Origin of the sequence: Sphingomonas sp. (assembly GCF_019746665.1) — a bacterium.
In the GTDB taxonomy this organism is placed as follows: domain Bacteria; phylum Pseudomonadota; class Alphaproteobacteria; order Sphingomonadales; family Sphingomonadaceae; genus Sphingomonas.
In genome coordinates this window covers 200,073-220,473 of the sequence record NZ_JAIERS010000005.1, presented here as the reverse complement: position 1 = coordinate 220,473, position 20,401 = coordinate 200,073, and the positions used below count along the sequence as shown (strand labels likewise).

Sequence of the window (20,401 nt, the reverse complement as noted above, 5' to 3'; positions counted from 1 at the left end):
GCAGGATTGTCCCCCGGACAATCCTCAACCGTGCGGGGCACGGTTGACCCCAAACTGGTTGGCGAGAGGGGACGAGTTTGCACGCGCCGCCCTCTGCATCGCCGCCCCTCTCCCACCCCTCTCCCCTGAAGGGGAGAGGGCTAAGTGGCTCAACCTACGGTCAACCCTACCGCCGCACCGCCGCCTTGGCAGCCACCGCATCGGGCAGATCGGCATATTTGCCGAACTCGTTGCGAGCGATCGCGCGGTTGTGGACCTCGTCCGGGCCGTCGGCGAAGCGCAGCGTGCGCAGCGAGGCCCAGGCGCTCGCCAGGCCGAAATCGTCGGACACGCCGCCACCGCCATGCGCCTGGATCGCGTCATCGAGCACCTGCAGCGCCATCGTCGGCGCCTGCACCTTGATCATCGCGATTTCGAGCTGCGCCGCCTTGTTGCCCGCCTTGTCCATCATGTCGGCGGCTTTCAGGCAGAGCAGCCGCGTCATCTCGATATCGATGCGCGCGCGGGCGATACGCTGTTCCCAGATCGAATGATCGGCGATCCGCTTGCCAAAGGCGACGCGGGTGAGCAGCCGCTTGGCCATCGCCTCGATCGCGGTTTCCGCCACGCCGATCGTGCGCATACAGTGATGGATGCGGCCCGGCCCCAAGCGCCCCTGCGCGATCTCGAACCCGCGCCCTTCGCCGAGCAGCAGATTCTCGACCGGCACGCGCACATCCTTCAGCTCGACCTCGCCATGCCCGTGCGGCGCGTGATCATAGCCATAGACACTCAGCATCCGCTTGATCCGCACCCCCGGCGTGTCGAGCGGCACCAATATCTGGCTCTGCTGGGTGTGGCGCTGGCTGTCGGGGTTGGTCTTGCCCATCACGATCGCGATCTTGCAGCGCGGATCGCCCACCCCGCTCGACCACCATTTGGTGCCGTTGATCACATAATGATCGCCGTCGCGGACCATCGAGGTTTCGATGTTGGTCGCGTCCGAGCTGGCGACCGCCGGCTCGGTCATCAAAAAGGCCGAGCGAATCTCGCCGTTCATCAGCGGGCGCAGCCAGGCTTCCTTCTGATCGCGCGTGCCATAGCGCATCAGCACTTCCATGTTCCCGGTATCGGGCGCCGAACAGTTGAAGCACTCGCTCGCCCAGCCGATCTTGCCCATCTCCTCGGCGCAGAGCGCATATTCGAGATTGGTGAGCTGGGTGCCTTCGAATTCGAAGCTGTCATCCACCGGCGGCGCGCCCGAATGCGGCGGCATGAAGAAGTTCCACAGCCCGGCGGCCTTGGCCTTGGCCTTCACCTCCTCGATCACGGGGATCACTTTCCACCGCTCGCCGGTTTCGGCCTGGGCGTGATACTCGGGATCACGCGGGCGGATTTCACGCTCGATGAAATCGCGAACCCGGTTGCGGAAATAGGTTTCGCGTTCGGTGAGCGTAAAATCCATGGCATCCTCCCGGCTGGCAGGCCCCTGGCTTAGACCGTACCGCTTATTCGGTAAAGCTCCGAAAGCCGGGTATGTCACTACGCCTCGCATACGAATTCGCGAACGCCAAAGGGGACTGTTCCTTCGAAAAGACTTTGCTAAGCTAGAAAGTGATGGGCGATATCGAAACGATCGAAACGGGCGGCAGCACCAAGCGCTTCCGGGCGAAGCGTGACGCGATCCTCGCCGCCGCGGCGCAGGCGATCAACGAACAAAGCGCCAAGGGGATGACCTTCGCCGATGGCGCGCGCCGCGTCGGGCTCAACACGACGAGTGTGACCTATTATTTCAAGCGCAAGGAAGATTTGGCCGCCGCCTGCTTCGAACACACGCTCGACTGCCTCCAGGCGATGCTCGACGAGGCGCTGGAGCAGCCAACCCCGCAGGCGCGCGTCGCGCATTATCTGAGCGCCAACATGGCCCGGCTCGCGCGGATCGAGCAGGGCGCGGCGACGCCGTTCGCGGTGCTCTCCGATCTGCGCGCGATGGAGGAGCCAATGCTCGGCCGGCTGATGACCGGCTGGCGCGAGGTGTTCCGCAAGACGCGAAGCCTGTGGGGCGCCGCGCCCAGCCGCGCCCACACCGATCTGTTCGGCGCGCGCGCGCATGTGCTGCTGGAGAACACCTTCTGGATTCCGGTGTGGCTCGGCCGCTACGAGCCCGACCAATATGCCCGCGTCGAGGCACGGCTGATGGCGGTGTTCGCGCACGGCATCGCCGCCCCGGGCGAGGCCTGGGCACCGAGCCTGCTCGACCTTGCGACCGATGACAGCGAGCCCGGGCGCGAGGCGTTCCTGCTCGCGGCGACGCGGCTGATCAACGAGCTCGGCTATCGCGGCGCTTCGGTGCAGCGGATCGCCTCGCAGCTCAACGTCACCAAGGGCAGCTTCTACCACCATCTCGACGCCAAGGACGATCTGGTGATCGCCTGCTTCAAGCGCAGCCTCGACACCATCGCCGAGGCGCAGCGCCGCGCGGAGGCGCTGCCGGGCAGCCATTGGCACCAGCTGGCGAGCGCGATCGCGACGCTGCTCGATTTCCAATTCTCCGAGCGCGGGCCGCTGATGCGGACCACCGCGCTGTCGGGCCTGACGCCCGAGGTGCGCGCGGCGATGGTCGCCCGCTCGAACCGGATCGCCCGGCGCTATGCAGGGTTGATGAGCGACGGGATCGCGCAGGGATCGGTGCGCCCGGTCGATCCGCTGATCGCGGCGCAAACGCTGATGGCGTTGCAGAACGCCGCCTTCGACATGCGCAAATGGGCGAGCACGATGCCGCGCGAGCGGGCGATCGCCTTCTATGCCTCGACGCTCGCCTTCGGGCTGTTCGACGATCGGGTGCTGGCGGCGGGATAACGGCCCTTACCCCATCCGCTTGAGCAGCACCCCCGCGCGCCAATAGTGAAAAATCGCCCAGGGCGTGAGCATACTTATCGCGAGCATCGAATAACGCAGCGACTCCTGGCCGAAGCTTGGCTTGAGCGCGTCGCTGATGATGCCCGCGAGCGTCGGGCCGGCGCCCAGCCCGATCAGGTTGATCACCAGCAGCGTGATCGCCGCCCACAGCGCGCGCATCCGCGTCGGCGCGAGGCCTTGGATCAGCGCGAAGCTCGGCCCCAGATAGCTTGAGGCGAGCAGATAGCTCATCAGCACCGCGACGAACCCGGTGGTGAAGTCGCCCGCCAGATAGAAGGCGATGGTGAAGGGCAGCGCGGCGATCTTCAGCAGCGCGACGAACCACGCCTGGCTGTACAGGCCATAGTGCCGCCCGCACCAATCGGCGAGCTTGCCGCCGATCACGCCGCCCGCCGCCCCGGTCAGCGCCACCGCCGGGGCATAGATCAGCGCGACGCTCTTCAAACTCATTCCCAGCGAGCGCTGGAGATAGCTCGGCCCGAAATTGCCGACCGCATAGCCGATCAGCGAGGTGAGCGTCACCGCCAGGATCAGATGCACCGCCGGCGCGCAGCGGAAGAGGCTCGCCATCCCTTCGAGCATCGTCGGCTTGGCCTGGGGCGCGACCGGCGCGGGGTCCGAGAGGCCCCGGCGCGGCTCGACCATCACCAGCCACACGATCAGCGCGAGCGCGATCCCCGGCAGCCCGAGCGCGAACATCGCGGTGCGCCAGTCATAAGCGGCGGCGATCGATCCGCCGATGATCGCGCCGAACCCGCCACCCAGCACCACCCCGGTCGAATAAATCCCCATCGCCCCGGCGCGCTTCTCCGGCGGATAGAGATCGGCGATCACCGAATGCGAGGGCGGGCTGGAGCCGGCCTCCCCCACCCCGACGCCGATCCGGTAGAGCAGCAGCTGGCCGAAGCCGGTCGCGGTGCCGCACAAGGCGGTCATCCCGCTCCACAGCGCGAGCGCGACGGCGATGATCCGCCGCCGGCTGTAACGATCCGCCAGCCAGGCGACCGGCAGGCCAAGCGTCGCATAGAATATCGCGAAGGCCAGGCCCGAAAGCAGCCCCAATTGGGTGTCGTTCAGCTTCAGATCGGCTTTGATCGGCTCGAGCAGGATCGCCAGGATATAGCGATCCATGAAGCTGAAGAAATAAACGAGCGTCAGCAGCGCGAGCGTCCAGCCCCGCCAGCGCAGCGCGCGCGTGTCGGCGATGGCTTGGTCCTCGCGGGGGCGGGGGGCGGCTTCGGCTAGGCTGGCCATCGCATTTGCTCCATCGCGGTAGGCTCGGTCCCTTCGAGCCAAAAACAAAGCCGCCGCCCGGAAGGGTCCGGGCGGCGGCGATAAAGGGCGCTACATGAGCTTCGCTACTCAGAAACGCTGGGTCACGCCCGCGCGCATGTTGAAGCCAAGCGGCGAGGCGGTGAACGGATCATAGTTGAAGTCGAGCCGCGCGAAAGGCGGCATCTCGTCCAGCATGTTCTGGAACGACACAAACAGCGTCGTCTTGCTCTTCAGCGCCACACGGTATGTGAAATCGAGCGTGCTGAACGAGCCGATATTCTGCCCCGCCGTGACCGAAGCCCCCGCGAGCGCGGTGGTGTTCGGGCCGAAAACGGCGGCGGTGCGCTGATCGGTATAGCCGTCGATATAATTGAACTGCAGCCGCCCGCTATGGATGCCGCGCCGCACGTCGAGATAGGCGAAGCCCTTCACCTGCGGCAGCGGATAGGCTGTCGTCTGGAAGTTGAGCTTGCCGACCGCGTCGAAGGTCGGCTGCACCACGACGCCCTCCACGCGCACATCGGCGGTGCGATAGTCGATCACGTAGGTACCGTTGGCGCCCAGAGCCAGATCGAACGTCCCCCAGCCCCATTTATACTCGGCCTGGAAGTCGAGGCCCGAAGTGGTGACGTTGGCGTTGTTCTGCAGCAGCGTGCGCAGCCGGGTGACGTTGCCGATGCCGCAACCGGCGGCGGTGAAGGTGAAGCGCGCTTGCAGCGCGGCGAAGGCCGGGTTGTTGCAGTTGGCGTTGCCGGTCGCGCCGAACAGCGTGCTGACGATGCCGGCCACCGGCTCGGCCTCGATCGGGCCGCTCAGCTCATAGCGCCAGTAATCGACGCTCGCGCTGAAGCCGCCACGGTTGACCAGGATGCCGCCGCCATAAGTGGTCGCGCTTTCCGGGCTGAGGTTCGGGTTGCCGACGATGTCGATCGCGCGGAACGAGCTGCCGATCACCTGCAGCGAGGTGATCTGCCCGTCCAGATTCTGCGGCGGCGGCCCACGGAAGGTCGTCCCGCCACCGCCGCGCAGCGCCAGCCACGGCGTTACCTGCCAGCGGATGCGCCCTTGCGGGTTGAAGGTGGAGCCGACGCGGCCGCCATAGTCTTCATACCGGGCGGAGAATTGCGCGTTCAGCGTATCGGTGATCGGCGCCTGCAATTCGCCGAAGAAGGCGAAAATCTCACCCTGGAAGGCAGTGTTGCGGTTGGTACCGAGGAAGCCGAGCGCGCCGGTCTGCTGCACGCACACGGCGTTGGGATTGAGCGGCGAGCCCGGGCACGGGTTCACCGCCAGATTGGCGTCGGCGTTATAGCGCACGCCATAGGTGTCGCGGCGATACTGGCCGCCGAGCGCGAACGACACGTTGCCCCCGGGCAGGCGCAGCGGCGTCTTGCCGCTCAGCACCATGTCGGCGGTGAGGTTCGAGGTGCGGGTGTCGCTGCGGGTGGTGCGGAAGAAGTCGTCGATCGTCGCCAGATCGTTGACCAGGCCCGCGCCGGGGGTGAGGTTGAACCCCGCCGGCGCGCGGGTGCCGGCGAAATTGGGGTTCACCTGGCCCGTCACCGGATTGTTTCGGATCGCGGTGGAGAAGGGGTTGAAGAAGGTGCAGCCATTGGTGCCGGCGAGCGCGGCGAGCTGCGCCTGGGTGAGCCCGGCGCGCGAGGCGCTGCTCGAAAAGGCGCAGTTCGGGCCGCCAAAGCCCGCGAGCGCGTTCTGGAGCAGGTCGCCAAAGGTATCGGTACCCTCGATTCCGCGATCATAGACCGAATAAGCGAAGCCCGCCTCCAGCGTCAGCCCCGATCCGATGTCGCCGGTCAGGCTGCCGGTGATCCGGGTCACTTCCGATTGGCGCTGGCTGAACGCGGCGCCGCGGTTGTTGCCCGGAAGCTGCTGGAACAGCGGGTTGCCGCCCAGCAGGAACGGGCGGAACAGCACCGGGAAAGCGAGTGCCGGCGCGAGTGGCGCGCCGGTCGCCGGGCTCGTCACGCAGCCCGAGGCGGCGCCGTAGAGCGTGCAATAGTCCCGCAGCGCCGGGGCATAGGTCGGGATGGCGAACACCCCCGCGCCGGCCGCTTGCGCGAGCGACAGCGTGTTGCTCGCGGGCACCGTCGTCAGCGGCGAGGCGGCATAGCCCGAAGGCGGCAGCGTCGGCAGATAGCTGGGCGAGGTGGTGATCCGCGTCGACGACGAGCCGTAGAGCGCGCTGAAATTGGCGGTCAGCCGGTCGCTGATCTCGATCTTGGTTTCGAGATAGGCCTGATAGCGATCCTCGGGCTCGACCAGATTGTCGAACTGGCCATAGTTGGTGAAGCAGCGATCGGTGGTCGACCCCGGCAGCGACCGGAAACCGCCAAGGTCGGTACAGCCCAGATCGCGCACGAAGTTCAGATTGCCGCCAAAGCCGAAGTTACCGGGGCTGCCGCCGCCGGTATAGCCGCCCTGCGGGTTGTTCGGATAAGGCTGCACCGTGAACGGCCGGTCGACCGTGCGCAGCTCGGAGCGGCGCTGATAGCCGAACGCCGCGAGGAACTGCAGCGGGCCTTTCTTCATGCCGTAGCTGATGCCGCCGGTGTAATCGCCGTCGGAGCCCGGAATATAGCGATAGGTCGCCTCGGCCTGGAAGCCGCGCTGCTCGCTGCGGGTGATGAAGTTCACCACGCCCGCGATCGCGTCCGAACCATAGGTCGCGGCGGCGCCGTCCTTCAGCACTTCGATCCGGCCGAGCGCGGCCGAGGGAATGAGGTTGATGTCGACCACCGGCACGCCGGTGCCCGCCTGCACGATGCGGCGGCCGTTGAGCAGGACGAGCGTACGCTGCGGCCCCAGGCCGCGCAGGTTGACGCTCGCCACACCTTCTGCGCCTTGCGAGCGGGAATCGAATTGGTTGGCGTCGCCAAGCACGCCGTTCGAGCTGGGCAGGTTCTTGATGAGATCGAGCGCGGTCGGCGCGCCGCGGCGCTGAAGCTCGTCATAACCGATCACGTCGACCGGGAGCGCGGCATCCTCGGGCGTGCCGCGGATCAGGGTGCCGGTGACGACGACATCGGGGGTCTCGGCCTGGGCGGGCTCGGTGGCGACGGCGTTCTGCGCGGCCGTGGCTTGCGCGGCGGCGGCGGTCTGCGCGGCGGCCGGCGAAACGAGCACCAGCGCCAGCGCGGATGCTCCGCACGCGCCGAGAAGCGTGGATTTCTGCATCAGTCTCTCCCATCTGGGCCAGGCCGCTTACGGGCACCGTACCCTATCCTCGAATAGACAATGGACCGGCGTTGACGTCAAGCAAAACACGCGTTGCAAAACGCTACGTTTCTCGCGTTCGGTGCTGGACCGACATGACCTGGCCGGACCTACCCCAGCCGGACCGTTATTCGAAAATTGCGGCAGCGCGGCAATGGGCAATTGGCGGACGCATCGCCGCACCTTCAGGATCGTCAATTGGGTAAACGACGCCGTCGCCGGCGGCCCGCGATCGGCCAACCAGCGGCGATTCCGGCAGGATCAAGGAGCCGCGTCGCCCGGTATTGGCCGCCGGGGCAGGCGCCCCGCGCGTTAGGCGCTCAATAGCCGTTCAGGCGCGCGAACCGTTCGCGGTGATAGGCGGCGTTGCCCCACATCGCCTCGAGCACCGCCGAGCGCTTGATGTAGAAGCCCGCGTCATGCTCGTCGGTCATGCCGATGCCGCCGTGGAGCTGGATCATCTCGCGGCTCGCGAGCTTGGCGGTATCGCTGGCGATCGCCTTGGCGAGGCTCACCGCCTGGTCGATGTCCGAACGGCCGCTGTCGATCGCCTCGAAAGCGCCCTCCACCGCCGATCGCATCAGCTCGATCTCGGTGAACAGCTTGGCCATGCGGTGTTGCAGCGCCTGGAAGCTGGAAAGCGTCTGGCCGAACTGCACGCGCGTCTTGAGATAATCGTTGGTCGTCTCGAACGCTTGCGTCGCCAGGCCGAGCATTTCGGCGCACACCGCCGCGGTCGCGCGGTCGATGATCGCTTGCGGCGCGACGTCGAGCTTTTCGGCCGGCGCGCCTTCGAAGCGGATGTCGGCGTGGCTGCGGCTGTCGGCCATCTGGCGCGATTGGCGCGTCACCCCCTCGTCCCCCGCGACGAGATAGAGGCCGTCGGTCGCGGCGACCACGAACAGGCCGGCGCTGTCGCCTTCGGCGACGAACGCCTTGGTGCCGGTGAGCCGCCCGCCCGTCACGGTGGTCGCGATCCGCGCCGGATCATGCACCGGGCCTTCGTCCACCGCGAGCGTCGCGACGAGCGCACCGCTCGCGATTTGCGGCAGATATTGCGCCTTGGCGGCGTTCGACCCGCCCAGCACGATGGCGCTGGCAGCAGCGGCACTCGCGGCGAGGGGGGAAGCGGCGAGGTTGCGCCCCAATTGCTCCAGCACCAGCCCGAGCGAGAGATAGCCGAAATCGCTGCCGCCGAACTCTTCCGGAATCACGATCCCGGCGAGCCCCATCTCGGCGAGCTTGCCCCAGGCGTCGCGGTCGAAACCCTCGGCGGTGCCGGCGTTGCGCAGCTTGCGGAAGGCGGTGACGGGCGATTCATTGTCGGCCCATTCGCGCACCATGTCGCGCAGCATCACTTGTTCGTCGTTCAGCACCGCCATTGCTTGACCTCTCGCTGTTGCCGGGAAAGGCGGGCGGCGGTCTCGCGCGCCGCCGCCTGCGCCCCCCTCTCCTCCTGCACCCGTGTCGGGGCCGGCCTACCTATTGGTGATCGAGCATCCCCAGGATGCGCTTGGCGATCACATTGTTCTGGATTTCGGTCGATCCGCCATAGATCGACACCGCCTTGCCCCACAGCCAGGTGCGCGTCTGGGCGAGTTCGGCCTCGCTGAAGCCCTCGCCTTCCCAGCCCAGCCCGGCCATCCCCATGATCTCGATCGCCAGTTCGGCGCGGTCCTGGGTGAGGCGCGCGCCGACATTCTTCATGATCGAGGTGGCGGCGGACGGCCCCTGGTTCGATTTCGCCTCGAGCGCGGCGCGGCGCAGCGTGAGCATGAAAGCGCGCTGGTCCATCTCGTGGCGCACCAGCCGCATCCGCAGATCCTGGTCGGCGACTTGGCCGTTATCGTTGGCACCGCGATATTCCTTGGCGAGCTGGCTGAGCGGCTTGCCCGCGAACATCCGTCCGGCGTTCGACCCGCCGCCGGAAAGCGAATTGCGCTCATGCTGGAGCAGGCGCTTGCCGATCGTCCAGCCCTGCCCCGGCACGCCGACCAGATTTTCCTTCGGTACGCGGACATTGGTGAAGAAGGTTTCGCAGAAGGGCGACTGGCCGCTGATCATGCGGATCGGCCGCACCTCGACCCCGGGCGACGTCATGTCGATCAGCAGGAAGCTGATGCCTTCATGCTTCTTGGTCTTGTCGGTGCGGACCAGCGCGAAGCATTTGTCGGCCCATTGCCCGCCGCTCGTCCAGGTCTTCTGGCCGTTCACGATATAGTGATCGCCCATATCCTCGGCGAAGGTTTGCAAGGAAGCGAGGTCAGAGCCCGCGCCGGGCTCCGAATAGCCCTGGCACCAGCGCACCTCGCCCTTGGCGATCGCCGGGATATGCTCCAGCTTCTGCGCCTCGCTGCCATATTCGAGCAGCGTCGGGCCGAACATCATCACCCCCATGCCGCCAATCGGGTTCCACGCGCCGATCCGCGCCATTTCCTCCTGCAGCACGCGCGCTTCGGCGCGGGTGAGGCCGCCGCCGCCATATTGCTTGGGCCAGGTCGGCACGCCCCAGCCCTTCTCGCCCATCGCCTTTTGCCAGCGCGCCTCGTCCTCGCTCGGCTGATGCGGGCCTTCGAGCACCGACAGGGCATTATCCTTGCCCTTCAGCGAGGGCGGGAAATTCTCGGCGAGCCAGGCGCGCGCCTCGGCACGGAAATCGTCGAGCGTTCGGGCTTCGAGTTCGGGCGCAGTAGCCATGACAAGCGGTCCCTTCGGGCCGATTCTGAATATCGGGTATGGGAATGGCATAGAAGCCGCGGGTTGCAAAGAGGCAAGATACCCGCCGCCCTACCCGCTTACCCGCCACGCCCTGGGCTGCTAAGGCAGGAACCGACAGGGGACCGGATATGGCAGGGACAAATCGCGCCGTTTCGATCGTTTTGGCGGCGGTGCTGATCGATACCATTGGCTTTGGCATCGTCTTGCCGGTGCTGCCACAGCTGATCGTGCGGTTGAGCCACCTGCCGCTCGCCGAAGCGACGCGGATCGGCGGCTACATGCTGATGGCGTTCGCCGCCGCGCAGTTCTTCGCCGGGCCGGTGATCGGCAATTTGGGGGATCGGTACGGACGGCGGCCGGTGATCCTGGCATGTATGCTGGCGTTCGGGCTCGATTATGCGCTGATGGCGTTCGCGCCGACGCTCGCCTGGTTGTTCCTGGGGCGGGTGATCGCCGGGGTGACGGGCGCGGTCTATGGCCCGGCCAACGCGGTGCTGGCGGACGTCACCCCGCCCGAGCAGCGCGGCGCGCGCTTCGGGCTGATGGGGGCGATGTTCGGGCTTGGGTTCATTCTGGGGCCGGCGCTGGGCGGGTTGCTCGCCGGGCTCGATCCGCGCGCGCCGTTTTTGGCGGCGGCGGTGATCGCGCTGCTCAACGCCGTCGGGATCGCGCTGCTGCTCCCCGAAACGCTCGCGCCCGAAAATCGCCGCCCCTTCGAATGGCGCCGCGCCAACGCGCTCGGCGCCTTCGCCCCGCTGCGCCAGGCGGGCGGCGCCGCGCCGCTGATCCTGACCGCGCTGGTGTGGCAGCTGGCGCACATGGTCTATCCTTCCGCCTGGACCTTCTGGGCGAAGATCCGCTTCGGCTGGAGCGAAGGGCAGATCGGCTGGTCGCTCGCCGCCTCGGGCGCGGTGATGATCGTGACGCAGGCGCTGATCACCCAGCGCGCGATCAAGCTGCTGGGCGAGGCACGCGCGATGCTGATCGGCATCGCCGCCGGCACGCTCGCCTTCGCCGCTTATGCGTTCATCCCGGGACCGGGGCTGGTGTACGCGGTGATCCTGCTCGGCTTCGCGCAGTGGTTCGTCTTCCCCTCCACCAACGCGCTGCTCTCGCGGCTGGTCGATGCGCGCAACCAGGGCGCGCTGCAGGGCGGGATGGCGAGCGTGGGCAGCGTCGCCGCGATCGCCGGGCCGCTGATGATGAGCCAGGCGCTGGCGCTGGGCGCCGAACGCGGCTTTCCGGGCGCCGCCTTCGCGCTCGCGGCGGTGCTGGGGGTGGCGGCGCTGGTGATTGTCGCGCGTTTCGTCCTACCGCGCATCGCGCCGGCCGTTGCGCCGACCAACTGACGCCCCATCTTAGCTCGGCTAGTGCAACAAGAGGCGCGTGAGATGATCGAACTCTTCTATTGGCCCACCCCCAATGGCCACAAGATCACGATGTTCCTGGAAGAAGCGGGGTTGGAATATCGGATCACCCCGGTCAACATCGGCGCGGGCGATCAGTTCAAGCCCGATTTCCTGAAGATCGCTCCCAATAACCGTATGCCCGCGATCATCGATCATGCCCCCGCCGATGGCGGCGCGCCGATCAGCATCTTTGAATCGGGCGCGATCCTGCAATATCTGGCGGAAAAGACCGGCAAGTTTCTGCCCGGCGACGTGCGCGGCAAGTATAAGGTGCTGGAATGGCTCGCCTGGCAGGTCGGCGGGCTGGGGCCGATGGCGGGGCAGAACCACCATTTCAACCGCTATGCGCCCGAGAAGATCGACTATGCGATCAACCGCTATGTCAACGAAACCAACCGGCTGTACGGCGTGCTGAACAAGGCGCTGGAAGGGCGGGACTTTATCGCCGGCGACTATTCGATCGCCGACATGGCGAGCTATCCCTGGATCGTCCCCTACGAGGCGCAGGGCCAGAAGCTCGAGGATTTCCCGAACCTGCAGCGTTGGTTCGAGGCGATCAAGGCGCGGCCCGCGACGATCGAGGCCTATGCCAAGGGCAAGGCGGTGAGCGCCCAGCCGGTGATGACCGAGGAAGCCAAGAAGCTGTTGTTCGGGCAGACGGCGAAGGTGGTCGCCTAGCGCTTCAGGAACATCGCGGAACAGGCCGTCGCCCCGCGCTTGATGCGGGGCGACACCGGCCCTGCGGATCACCCTTGCTGGAAGAGCCCCGCCCCCTCACCCCATCGTCGGGATGATGAAGGCGTTGCTGCCATCGGCGCTGCCATCGGGCCAGCGCTGGGTGATTGTCTTGATCTTGGTCCAGAAACGCACGCCTTCGGGGCCGTGCTGGTTCACATCGCCGAACGCCGAGCGCTTCCAGCCGCCAAAGGTGTGATAGGCGACCGGCACCGGGATCGGCACGTTGATGCCGACCATGCCGACATTCACTCTGCCAGCGAACTCGCGCGCGGCGTGGCCGTTGCGGGTAAAGATCGCGACGCCATTGCCGTACTGATGCTCGCTCGGCAGGCGGACGGCGGTTTCGAAATCGGGCGCGCGGACGATTTGCAGCACCGGGCCGAAGATTTCCTCGCGATAGCTTTCCATCGCCGGCGTCACCCGGTCGAACAGCGAGGGGCCGATGAAGAAGCCCTGTTCGTGCCCCTGGAGGGTGAAGCCGCGCCCGTCGACCACCAGCTCGGCGCCTTCATCGACGCCCTTCTGGATCCATGCCTCGACGCGCGCCTTGTGCGCGGCGTTCACGACGGGGCCATAATGCGCCTCGGCATCGGTCGAGACGCCGACGCGCAGGCCGTGGATCGCGGGGAGCAGCTTTTCGCGCAACGCATCGGCGGTCTTGTCACCCACCGGCACCACCACCGGCAGCGCCATGCAGCGCTCACCCGCCGAGCCGAACGCCGCGCCCGACAGCTCGGCGACGACCTGGTCGAGATCGGCGTCGGGCATCACGATGCCGTGGTTCTTCGCGCCGCCCATCGCCTGGACGCGCTTGCCCGCCGCGCCCCCGCGCCGATAGACATAATGCGCGATGTCCGACGAGCCGACGAAGCTGATCGCCCCGATCGCGGGATGATCGAGGATCGCGTCGACCATCTCCTTGTCGCCATGCACCACCTGCAGCACGCCCTCGGGCGCGCCGGCTTCCACCATCAGCTCGGCGAGCCGCACCGGCACGCTGGGGTCGCGCTCGCTGGGCTTCAGGATGAAGGCGTTGCCGCAGGCGATGGCGACGCCGAACATCCACATCGGGATCATCGCCGGGAAGTTGAACGGGGTGATCCCGGCGCCGATGCCGATCGGCAGGCGCATCGAATAAACGTCGATCCCCGGCCCCGCGCCCTGGGTGTAATCGCCCTTCAGCAGATGCGGGATGCCGCAGGCGAACTCGATTACGTCGAGCCCGCGCTGCACGTCGCCGCGCGCGTCGGCGACCACTTTGCCATGTTCGCTCGCCAGCAGATGCGCGAGAGAGTCGATATTGGCCTCGACCAGTTCCTTGAACTTGAACAGCACGCGCGCGCGGCGCTGCGGATTGGTCGCGGCCCAGCGCGGCTGGACGGCTTGGGCAGCCGCGACCGCGCGCTCCAGATCGGCGGCGGTGCCGAGATTGACGTGCGCCTGCACCTGGCCGCTGTTGGGATCGAACACCTCGCCTTGGCGGCTCGCGGCGCCGCCGGCGCCTCCGGCGATGACGTGATCGATGATGCGCATAAGCCGACTCTCCGCGAAGCTTTCTATGATTGCGCGCGCCTTTGGCACAGCCGGCGCGCCGAGCGCAATCAGCGCGACGGATCGTCGGCGGTAGCGACGCTGACCGGCGGCGGCGGACTGACCTCCGTGACCACCGGGGTGCTGGTCGCCGAGGTGGGCGCGGTGGCGAGCGTGGCGATGGTGGCGCGCGGCGCCGGGCGGTCATCGACGAGCAACGGCTCGGGCGGCGGCGGCCGCTCGTCGCGATCGAGCGACGGGTCGGGCGGGCCGGGGTCATAGCCGATGCGGTCCACCGCAGGCGCGGGGTACGACCAGCCGGCGGTGGCGACCGCCGGAATACTTTCGGGCGGGGCGGCGGGGCCGGGCTCGGGCACCGCGACCAGCGGACCCGGTAGCGGCGCGTTCTGATAAAAGGGGTTCAGCCCCGATAGCGCGAACTGCGCGAAGAACAGGCCGGCCAAACCGCCCCCGCCGATAATCGCGAGCAAAGCCAGCGCGTAGCGAACAAGGGAGGAGGCCGCCATGCCGGCAAAAACGCACGTTCCACCCCCGCCGTTCCCCGGAGCACTCTTTGCGAGCAGGTGCGAAACATTACAGTTTCTACAGAATAACCCCGGCTAAATGCATTGTGAAATCTCGGTAAGTGTTGGTAACTTACAATACTGCCCGCTTGATTGCGCTATGACACTGGGCTGTAAGCGCGGCTGACAGCTCCAGGTTTCTTCATAGGATCACGCCTTGCACGATGAAGCACATGCCGCGCGGCCGCTACCGGCCGCGCCTTCTTTGCCGCGCCAGCGGCAATGGCTGCTGATCGGGATCGTCGCGGGCGGCATCTTGCTGATCGCGCTCCTGCTCGGCGGGGTCCGCGCGCTGCTGGCGCCCAAGGAGGCGGAGGCCGCCGCGCCGCCGCCGGGCACCGTCACCCTCACGCCGTCGCAACTCAGCCAGATGAAGATCGCGCCGGCGGGCTTCGGTGATCCCGGCGCGCTGCTCGCGGCGACCGGCGTGATCAGCGTCGACCAGAACCAGAGCACGCCGGTGATCCTGCCCTTCCCGGCGCAGGTCGCGCGGGTGTTCGTCGACGCCGGCCAGGAAGTGCGGCGCGGCCAGCCGCTCTTCTCGCTCGAATCGGCGAGCGTGGTCGATGCCCGCAACGCGCTGCTCGCCGCGCAGGCGCAGGTCGCGACCGCCGACGCCCAGCTCGCCACCGCCGAAGCGACCGCCAAGCGGCAGAAGGAATTGTTCGAAACGGCGGGCGGCGCCGAGAAGGACTATCGCCAGGCGCAGACCGATCTGGTCGCCGCGCAATCGACCCGCCGCGCGGCGCTCGCCGCGCTCGCGGCCGCGCGCAACAAGCTCGCGCTGTTCGGCGCGGGCGGCCAGGGTGGCGGCGGCGCGCTCGTCTTCCGCGCGCCGGCGAGCGGCACCGTCGCCCAGCGCAACGTCGCCCCCGGCCAATATGTCGACAGCGCGCAGGACACCGCGCTGATGACGATCGCCGATCTCTCGCGCGTCTGGCTGGTCGCGCAGGTGCCCGAGGCACAGGCGCCGATGATCCATGTCGGCGACACCGTGCAGGTGACGACCCCGGCCTTTCCCGGCCGCCAGTTCCGCGCGGTGATCGACAATGTCGCCGCCGCGCTCGATCCCGCGAGCCGCCGCCTGGCGGTGCGCGCGAGCGTCGCCAACCCCGATCGCGCGCTGAAGCCGCAAATGTCGGCGAGCTTCTCGATCCGCCCGCGCGCCTCGGCGAGCGCGACGGTGATCGTGCCCGCGCCGGCGGTGATCTATGAAGGCGATGACGCCCGCGTCTGGGTGCAGCGCCAGGGCGGCAATTTCGTCGCCCGCGCGGTGAAGGTCGGCGAAAGCGCCGGCGGGATGACGCGCATCCTGGCGGGCCTGAAGCCCGGCGAGCGGGTGGTGACGGGCGGCGCGCTGTTCGTGAACGAGGCAGGGCTCGGCGAATGAACGGTCTTGTCGATCTCGCGCTGCGCCAGCGCTTCCTGATCCTGTTGCTGCTGGTCGGCATGGTGCTGGCCGGCGGCGTCGCCTTCGCCAATCTGAATATCGAGGCTTATCCCGATCCCGTCCCCCCGCTGGTCGATGTCGTGACGCAGAGCCCCGGCATTTCCGCCGAGGAGATCGAGCGCAACGTCACCACCCCGATCGAAATCGCGATCGCCGGCCTGCCCAATGTGAAGGCGGTCCGCTCGATCTCGCTGTTTGGCCTGTCCGACGTGAAAGTGCAGTTCACTTATGACGTGAACTATCAGCAGGCGCAGCAGCTGGTGCTCAACCGGCTGGGGCAGATCGGCACGCTGCCCAACAACGCCCAGCCGGAAATCTCGCCGCTGAGCGCGGTGGGCGAAATCTTCCGCTACCGGCTGAGCGCGCCGCCCGGCTATTCGGTGATGGACCTGAAGACGCTGCAGGATTGGGTGCTTCAGCGCCGCTTCAAGCGCATTCCCGGCGTGATCGACGTCACCGGCTGGGGTGGCAAGCTGCGCGCCTATGAAGTGGTGGTCGATAACGACCGGCTCGTCGCGGCCGGGCTGTCGATGCCGCAGCTGATCGCCGCCATCAACAAAAGCGACGACAATGTCGGCGGCCAGACGGTGAATTTCGGCCAGCAGGCGGCGATCGTGCGCGGCATCGGCCTGATCCAGTCGGTCGAGGCGATCAAGAACGTGCTGATCGGCTCGCCGGGTGGCACGCCCATCTTCCTGAAGGACGTGGCGCAAATCCGCATCGGCAACCTCCCCCGCCTCGGCATCGCGGGCGAGGGTCGGGATGACGATATCGTGATGGGCATCGTGCTGATGCAGCGCGGCGCCCAATCACTCCCGACGATCAAGGCGGTGAAGGCCGAGGTCGACAATATCAACAACAGCGGCCTGCTGCCCCCGGGCGTCAAGCTGACCCGCATCTACGACCGATCGGACCTGATCTCGGTGACGACCAACACCGTCACCCACAATCTGATCGAAGGGATCGTACTGATCTTCCTGCTGCAATGGATTTTCCTCGGCAATCTGCGCAGCGCGGTGATCGTCGCGATCACCATCCCCTTCGCCCTCTCCTTCGCGGTGCTGATCCTGACGGTGCAGGGGGAATCGGCGAACCTGCTCTCGGTCGGCGCGCTCGATTTCGGGCTGGTGGTGGATGCGAGCGTGATCATGGTGGAGAACATCTTCCGCCACATGGTCGAACGCGCGGCGCTGGTGCGCGGCGGGCGCAGCCACTTCACCCCCGCCAACCGCTTCTCGGCGGTGCTTGGCGGCGCGAACGACGTGAGCCGCGGCATCTTCTTCGCCGCCGCGATCATCATCGCCAGCTTCCTGCCGCTGTTCACGCTGACCGGGGTGGAGGGCCATATCTTCGGCCCGATGGCGAAAACCTATGCCTATGCGATCGCCGGCGGGCTGATCGCGACCTTCACCGTCTCGCCCGTGCTCTCGGCGATGATCCTGCCCGACGATCTGGACGAGGTGGAGACGTGGATCGTGCGCAAGCTGCGCCAGGCCTATGAACCCGCCGCCGCCTGGGCGCTCACCAACCGGCTGGCGACGCTCGGCATCGCCGGGGTGATGCTGGTGACCGCCGCGGTCGCGGTGCGCGAGCTGGGGGTCGAGTTCCTGCCACATCTGGAGGAAGGCAATCTCTATATCCGCGCGACGCTCCCGCCCTCGGTCTCGATCGAGGCGGGGCAGCCGGTGGTGAACGGCATCCGCCGGATCATCGCCAGCTATCCCGAGGTGCAGCGGGTGCTGACGACGCATGGCCGCCCCGATGACGGCACCGATGCGACCGGCTTTTTCAACGCCGAATTCTACACGCCCTTGAAGCCCGCCGAGGAATGGCCGGCGGGCGTGACCAAGGACAGCCTGACCAACGAGATCCAGAACAAGATCAAGGCGCGCTATCCCGGCGTCGATCTGGAATTCACCCAATATATCCAGGACAATGTCGAGGAAGCCACGTCAGGGGTGAAGGGCGCCAATTCGATCAAGGTGTTCGGCCCCGATCTGATGACGCTGGTGAAACTCGCCGATCAGATCAAGGCGCAGGCGGCCACCGTGCGCGGCGTCGCCGATCTCGCGGTCTCCTCGTCGCTCGGCCAGCCGACGGTGCGGATCGACATCGACCGCGTCGCCGCCGCGCGCTTCGGGCTGACCCCCGACGACATCAACACCACCCTCTCGGCGGCGATCGGCGGGGCGAGCGTGTCCGACCTGTACGAGCCCGGCACCGACCGGCACTTCCCGATCGTCGTGCGGCTGCAACAGGGCCAGCGCAGTGACTTGACCGCGATCCGCAACATCACCGTCGCCGCGCCCAACCCCAGCGGCACGGGATCGGTGCCGGTACCGCTCTCGGCGGTCGCGACGATCCGGCTCACCTCGGGCGCGTCGTTCATCTACCGCGAGCATCAGGAACGCTATGTCCCGATCCGCTTCTCGGTGCGCGACCGCGACCTGGGCGGCACGGTGGGCGAAATCCAGGCGAACATCGCCAGGCATGTCGTCCTGCCGCCGGGCTATCACCTCGAATGGGCGGGCGAGCTGGGCAACCTGACCGACGCGATCAATCGCCTGTCGGTGGTGGTGCCGATCAGCCTGGGGCTGATCCTGGTGCTGCTCTACATGAACTTCCGCTCGATCCGCGACAGCCTGCTCGCCTTCTCGGTGATCCCGATGGCGGTGATCGGCGGGGTGCTGGCGCTCGCGCTGACGGGCACGCCGTTCAGCATCTCGGCGGCGATCGGGTTCGTCGCCCTATTCGGTATCGCGGTGATGGACGGGATTCTGGTGGTGACGACCTATAACCAGAATCTGGAGAACGGGCTTAGCAGGGAGTTGGCGATGGCGGCGACGGTGCGCAATTCGCTACGCCCGGTGGTGATGACCTGCCTCGCCGCCGCGATCGGGCTGCTGCCGGCGGCGCTTTCCACCGGCATCGGCAGCCAGGTGCAGAAGCCGCTCGCGCTGGTGGTGGTCGGCGGGATGACGGCGGCGCCGGTGCTGATCCTGCTGGTGCTGCCGGTACTGATCGAGCTCTTCTCCCGCCATATGTCGGTGCCGGTCGAGCTGTACCACCCGCCGATCGACGACGCATCGCAGGGAGCGATCGCATGAAGCGCGCCCTGATCCTCGCGCTGCTGCTCGCCAGCGCCTGCACCCCCGGCCCCAAGCCCGACCTGTCGGTCGCCAAGCCGCCCGAGCGCGCCGGCGAGACGATCGCCCCGGCGAGCGGCGGGGCGCAGACCCTGGTCGCGGGCTCGCTGGTCGAGCGCGGCTGGTGGAAGCGGTTCGGCAGCGCGGAACTGAACGCGCTGGTCGATCAGGCACTCGCCGCCAACAACGATCTCGCCGCCGCGCAGGCCTCGCTCAAGCAGGCGCGCGCGCTGGCGCGGGCGGTGAAGGGCGATCTCGGGCCGCAGCTCGACGCGGGCTTCACCGCCGATCGCAGCCGCGTGTCGAATCGCATCTCGTCGCCGCTGATCGACGTGACCGAGAATGACTATACCCTCAGCACCGCGACGCTCTCGGTCAGCTATCCGGTCGACCTGTTCGGGCTGGGGCGCAACCAGCTGCGCTCGGCACGGGCGCGGACGCGGGCGGCGGCGTTCCAGCTCGATGCGGCGCGCACGACCGTGGTGAGCAACCTCGTCGTCGCGGTGATCGCCCAGGCGGCGCTCGATGCGCAGTATCAGGCGGCGCAGGCGAGCATCACCAGCAACCGCGAAATCCTCCGCCTGATCGAGGCGCGCCAGCGCTTGGGCGAACTTGGCCAGGCCGATGTCGCGCAGCAGGCGACCGCGCTCGCCAATGCCGAAGCCGTGCTGCCACCGCTCGAGCGCGCCCGCCAGCACCAGCGCGCGCTGATCCAGACGCTGATCGGCACCCCCGCGGGCAGCGCGCTGCCGGCGCTGCCGGGACTCGACGCGCTCACCCTGCCCGACCGGCTGCCGCTGTCGCTCCCCGGCGAGATCGTCGCCCACCGTCCCGATGTCCGCGCGGCGCAGGCGGCGGTGGAGGGCGCGGCGAACGATGTCGGCGCCGCGATCGCCGCGCGCCTGCCGCAACTCACGCTCAACGGCAGCTTCGGCGGCGCGACCGAGCGGATCGGCAGCCTGTTCGTGCCGGGCAATCTGTTCTTCTCGGTGGTCGGCGGGATTTCGCAGCCGATCTTTCATTCAGGCGCGCTGAAGGCCCGCCAGCGCGCGGCCGAGGCGGCGCTGGAAGGCGCGCAGGCGCAATATCGCGCGGCGGCGCTCCAGGCCTATCTCGACGTGGATGACGCGCTCGCGGGGCTGCGCACCGACGCCACCGCGCTGGACGCGGCGGTCCGGGCGCGCACGGCGGCCGCGCAATCGCTCGACTTCACCCGCCGCCAGGCCCGGCTGGGGCAGGTCGGGACGCTGCAACTGCTGAGCGCCTCGGCGGCGGACGCGCAAGCGGCGCAAGCCCTCGTCCAGGCCCGCGCCGCGCGGCTGAGCGACACGGTCGCGCTGTTCCAGGCGACGGGCACCGATTCGCTCCCCGACGGAACCCGCTGAGCCCCGCCCGCCGCCCGGGAACGGCATTATCCGC

13 protein-coding genes are annotated in these 20,401 nt (G+C 67.7%); 6 read left to right on the top strand and 7 right to left on the bottom strand.

Annotated features, from left to right (window positions below; translation table 11 throughout):
- Positions 1–166: 166 nt before the first annotated feature.
- Complete coding sequence (locus K2X73_RS03920; protein ID WP_294108756.1) at positions 167–1,444, bottom strand: acyl-CoA dehydrogenase family protein; 1,278 nt, start codon at positions 1,442–1,444, stop codon at positions 167–169.
- 152 nt (positions 1,445–1,596) lie between these two features.
- Between K2X73_RS03920 and K2X73_RS03915 the strand changes: the two genes are divergently transcribed.
- The gene (locus tag K2X73_RS03915; RefSeq protein ID WP_294108754.1) at positions 1,597–2,838 is read left to right on the top strand and encodes a TetR/AcrR family transcriptional regulator; all 1,242 of its coding nucleotides are present in this window, start codon (positions 1,597–1,599) and stop codon (positions 2,836–2,838) included.
- 6 nt (positions 2,839–2,844) lie between these two features.
- Here the strand turns inward: K2X73_RS03915 and K2X73_RS03910 are convergent, their stop codons facing one another.
- From K2X73_RS03910 to K2X73_RS03895, 4 genes are all read right to left on the bottom strand, one after another.
- On the bottom strand, positions 2,845–4,152 hold the full coding sequence (locus K2X73_RS03910; protein WP_294108752.1) for an MFS transporter: 1,308 nt from the start codon (positions 4,150–4,152) through the stop codon (positions 2,845–2,847).
- A 108-nt stretch (positions 4,153–4,260) separates the two neighbouring features.
- Positions 4,261–7,368 (bottom strand): TonB-dependent receptor, encoded by a 3,108-nt coding sequence (locus K2X73_RS03905; RefSeq protein ID WP_294108750.1) that lies wholly within the window; start codon positions 7,366–7,368, stop codon positions 4,261–4,263.
- A 359-nt stretch (positions 7,369–7,727) separates the two neighbouring features.
- On the bottom strand, positions 7,728–8,789 hold the full coding sequence (locus K2X73_RS03900; RefSeq protein WP_294108748.1) for an acyl-CoA dehydrogenase family protein: 1,062 nt from the start codon (positions 8,787–8,789) through the stop codon (positions 7,728–7,730).
- 100 nt (positions 8,790–8,889) lie between these two features.
- Positions 8,890–10,104 carry an acyl-CoA dehydrogenase family protein gene (locus tag K2X73_RS03895; protein WP_294108746.1) on the bottom strand — a complete coding sequence of 405 codons (1,215 nt, stop codon included), beginning with the start codon at positions 10,102–10,104 and terminating at the stop codon, positions 8,890–8,892.
- A 149-nt stretch (positions 10,105–10,253) separates the two neighbouring features.
- Here K2X73_RS03895 and K2X73_RS03890 point away from each other — a divergent pair, with 149 nt between their 5' ends.
- Together K2X73_RS03890 and K2X73_RS03885 are read left to right on the top strand one after the other, a co-directional pair.
- Positions 10,254–11,474, top strand: a complete 1,221-nt coding sequence (locus K2X73_RS03890; RefSeq protein WP_294108744.1) for an MFS transporter — start codon at positions 10,254–10,256, stop codon at positions 11,472–11,474.
- A gap of 42 nt (positions 11,475–11,516) precedes the next feature.
- Positions 11,517–12,212, top strand: a complete 696-nt coding sequence (locus K2X73_RS03885; protein WP_294108742.1) for a glutathione binding-like protein — start codon at positions 11,517–11,519, stop codon at positions 12,210–12,212.
- Positions 12,213–12,308: 96 nt separating this feature from the next.
- Here the strand turns inward: K2X73_RS03885 and K2X73_RS03880 are convergent, their stop codons facing one another.
- Both K2X73_RS03880 and K2X73_RS03875 read right to left on the bottom strand, forming a co-directional pair.
- Entirely contained in the window at positions 12,309–13,805 is a 1,497-nt protein-coding gene (locus tag K2X73_RS03880) for a CoA-acylating methylmalonate-semialdehyde dehydrogenase (RefSeq protein ID WP_294108740.1), read from the bottom strand.
- Between the two features lie 68 nt (positions 13,806–13,873).
- The gene (locus K2X73_RS03875) at positions 13,874–14,329 is read right to left on the bottom strand and encodes a hypothetical protein (protein WP_294108738.1); all 456 of its coding nucleotides are present in this window, start codon (positions 14,327–14,329) and stop codon (positions 13,874–13,876) included.
- 214 nt (positions 14,330–14,543) lie between these two features.
- On the opposite strand from K2X73_RS03875, the gene K2X73_RS03870 reads away from it, so the two are divergent.
- The 3 genes from K2X73_RS03870 to K2X73_RS03860 are packed head-to-tail and all read left to right on the top strand — an operon-like array spanning position 14,544 to position 20,367.
- Positions 14,544–15,776 (top strand): efflux RND transporter periplasmic adaptor subunit, encoded by a 1,233-nt coding sequence (locus tag K2X73_RS03870; RefSeq protein ID WP_294108736.1) that lies wholly within the window; start codon positions 14,544–14,546, stop codon positions 15,774–15,776.
- The gene (locus K2X73_RS03865) at positions 15,773–18,943 is read left to right on the top strand and encodes a CusA/CzcA family heavy metal efflux RND transporter (RefSeq protein WP_294108732.1); all 3,171 of its coding nucleotides are present in this window, start codon (positions 15,773–15,775) and stop codon (positions 18,941–18,943) included. Before K2X73_RS03870 ends, K2X73_RS03865 begins: the two co-directional genes overlap by 4 nt.
- Positions 18,940–20,367: an efflux transporter outer membrane subunit gene (locus tag K2X73_RS03860; RefSeq protein WP_294108730.1), complete on the top strand. Its 1,428-nt coding sequence runs from the start codon at positions 18,940–18,942 to the stop codon at positions 20,365–20,367. The genes K2X73_RS03865 and K2X73_RS03860 overlap by 4 nt, the downstream gene beginning before the upstream one ends.
- Positions 20,368–20,401 lie beyond the last annotated feature (34 nt).

Excerpts from the sequence above, each read along its gene's own strand:
- K2X73_RS03920 (WP_294108756.1), bottom strand. The coding sequence starts at position 1,444 with ATGGATTTTACGCTCACCGAACGCGAAACCTATTTCCGCAACCGGGTT.
- K2X73_RS03915 (WP_294108754.1), top strand. The coding sequence starts at position 1,597 with ATGGGCGATATCGAAACGATCGAAACGGGCGGCAGCACCAAGCGCTTC.
- K2X73_RS03910 (WP_294108752.1), bottom strand. The coding sequence starts at position 4,152 with ATGGCCAGCCTAGCCGAAGCCGCCCCCCGCCCCCGCGAGGACCAAGCC.
- K2X73_RS03905 (WP_294108750.1), bottom strand. The coding sequence starts at position 7,368 with ATGCAGAAATCCACGCTTCTCGGCGCGTGCGGAGCATCCGCGCTGGCG.
- K2X73_RS03900 (WP_294108748.1), bottom strand. The coding sequence starts at position 8,789 with ATGGCGGTGCTGAACGACGAACAAGTGATGCTGCGCGACATGGTGCGC.
- K2X73_RS03895 (WP_294108746.1), bottom strand. The coding sequence starts at position 10,104 with ATGGCTACTGCGCCCGAACTCGAAGCCCGAACGCTCGACGATTTCCGT.
- K2X73_RS03890 (WP_294108744.1), top strand. The coding sequence starts at position 10,254 with ATGGCAGGGACAAATCGCGCCGTTTCGATCGTTTTGGCGGCGGTGCTG.
- K2X73_RS03885 (WP_294108742.1), top strand. The coding sequence starts at position 11,517 with ATGATCGAACTCTTCTATTGGCCCACCCCCAATGGCCACAAGATCACG.
- K2X73_RS03880 (WP_294108740.1), bottom strand. The coding sequence starts at position 13,805 with ATGCGCATCATCGATCACGTCATCGCCGGAGGCGCCGGCGGCGCCGCG.
- K2X73_RS03875 (WP_294108738.1), bottom strand. The coding sequence starts at position 14,329 with ATGGCGGCCTCCTCCCTTGTTCGCTACGCGCTGGCTTTGCTCGCGATT.
- K2X73_RS03865 (WP_294108732.1), top strand. The coding sequence starts at position 15,773 with ATGAACGGTCTTGTCGATCTCGCGCTGCGCCAGCGCTTCCTGATCCTG.
- K2X73_RS03860 (WP_294108730.1), top strand. The coding sequence starts at position 18,940 with ATGAAGCGCGCCCTGATCCTCGCGCTGCTGCTCGCCAGCGCCTGCACC.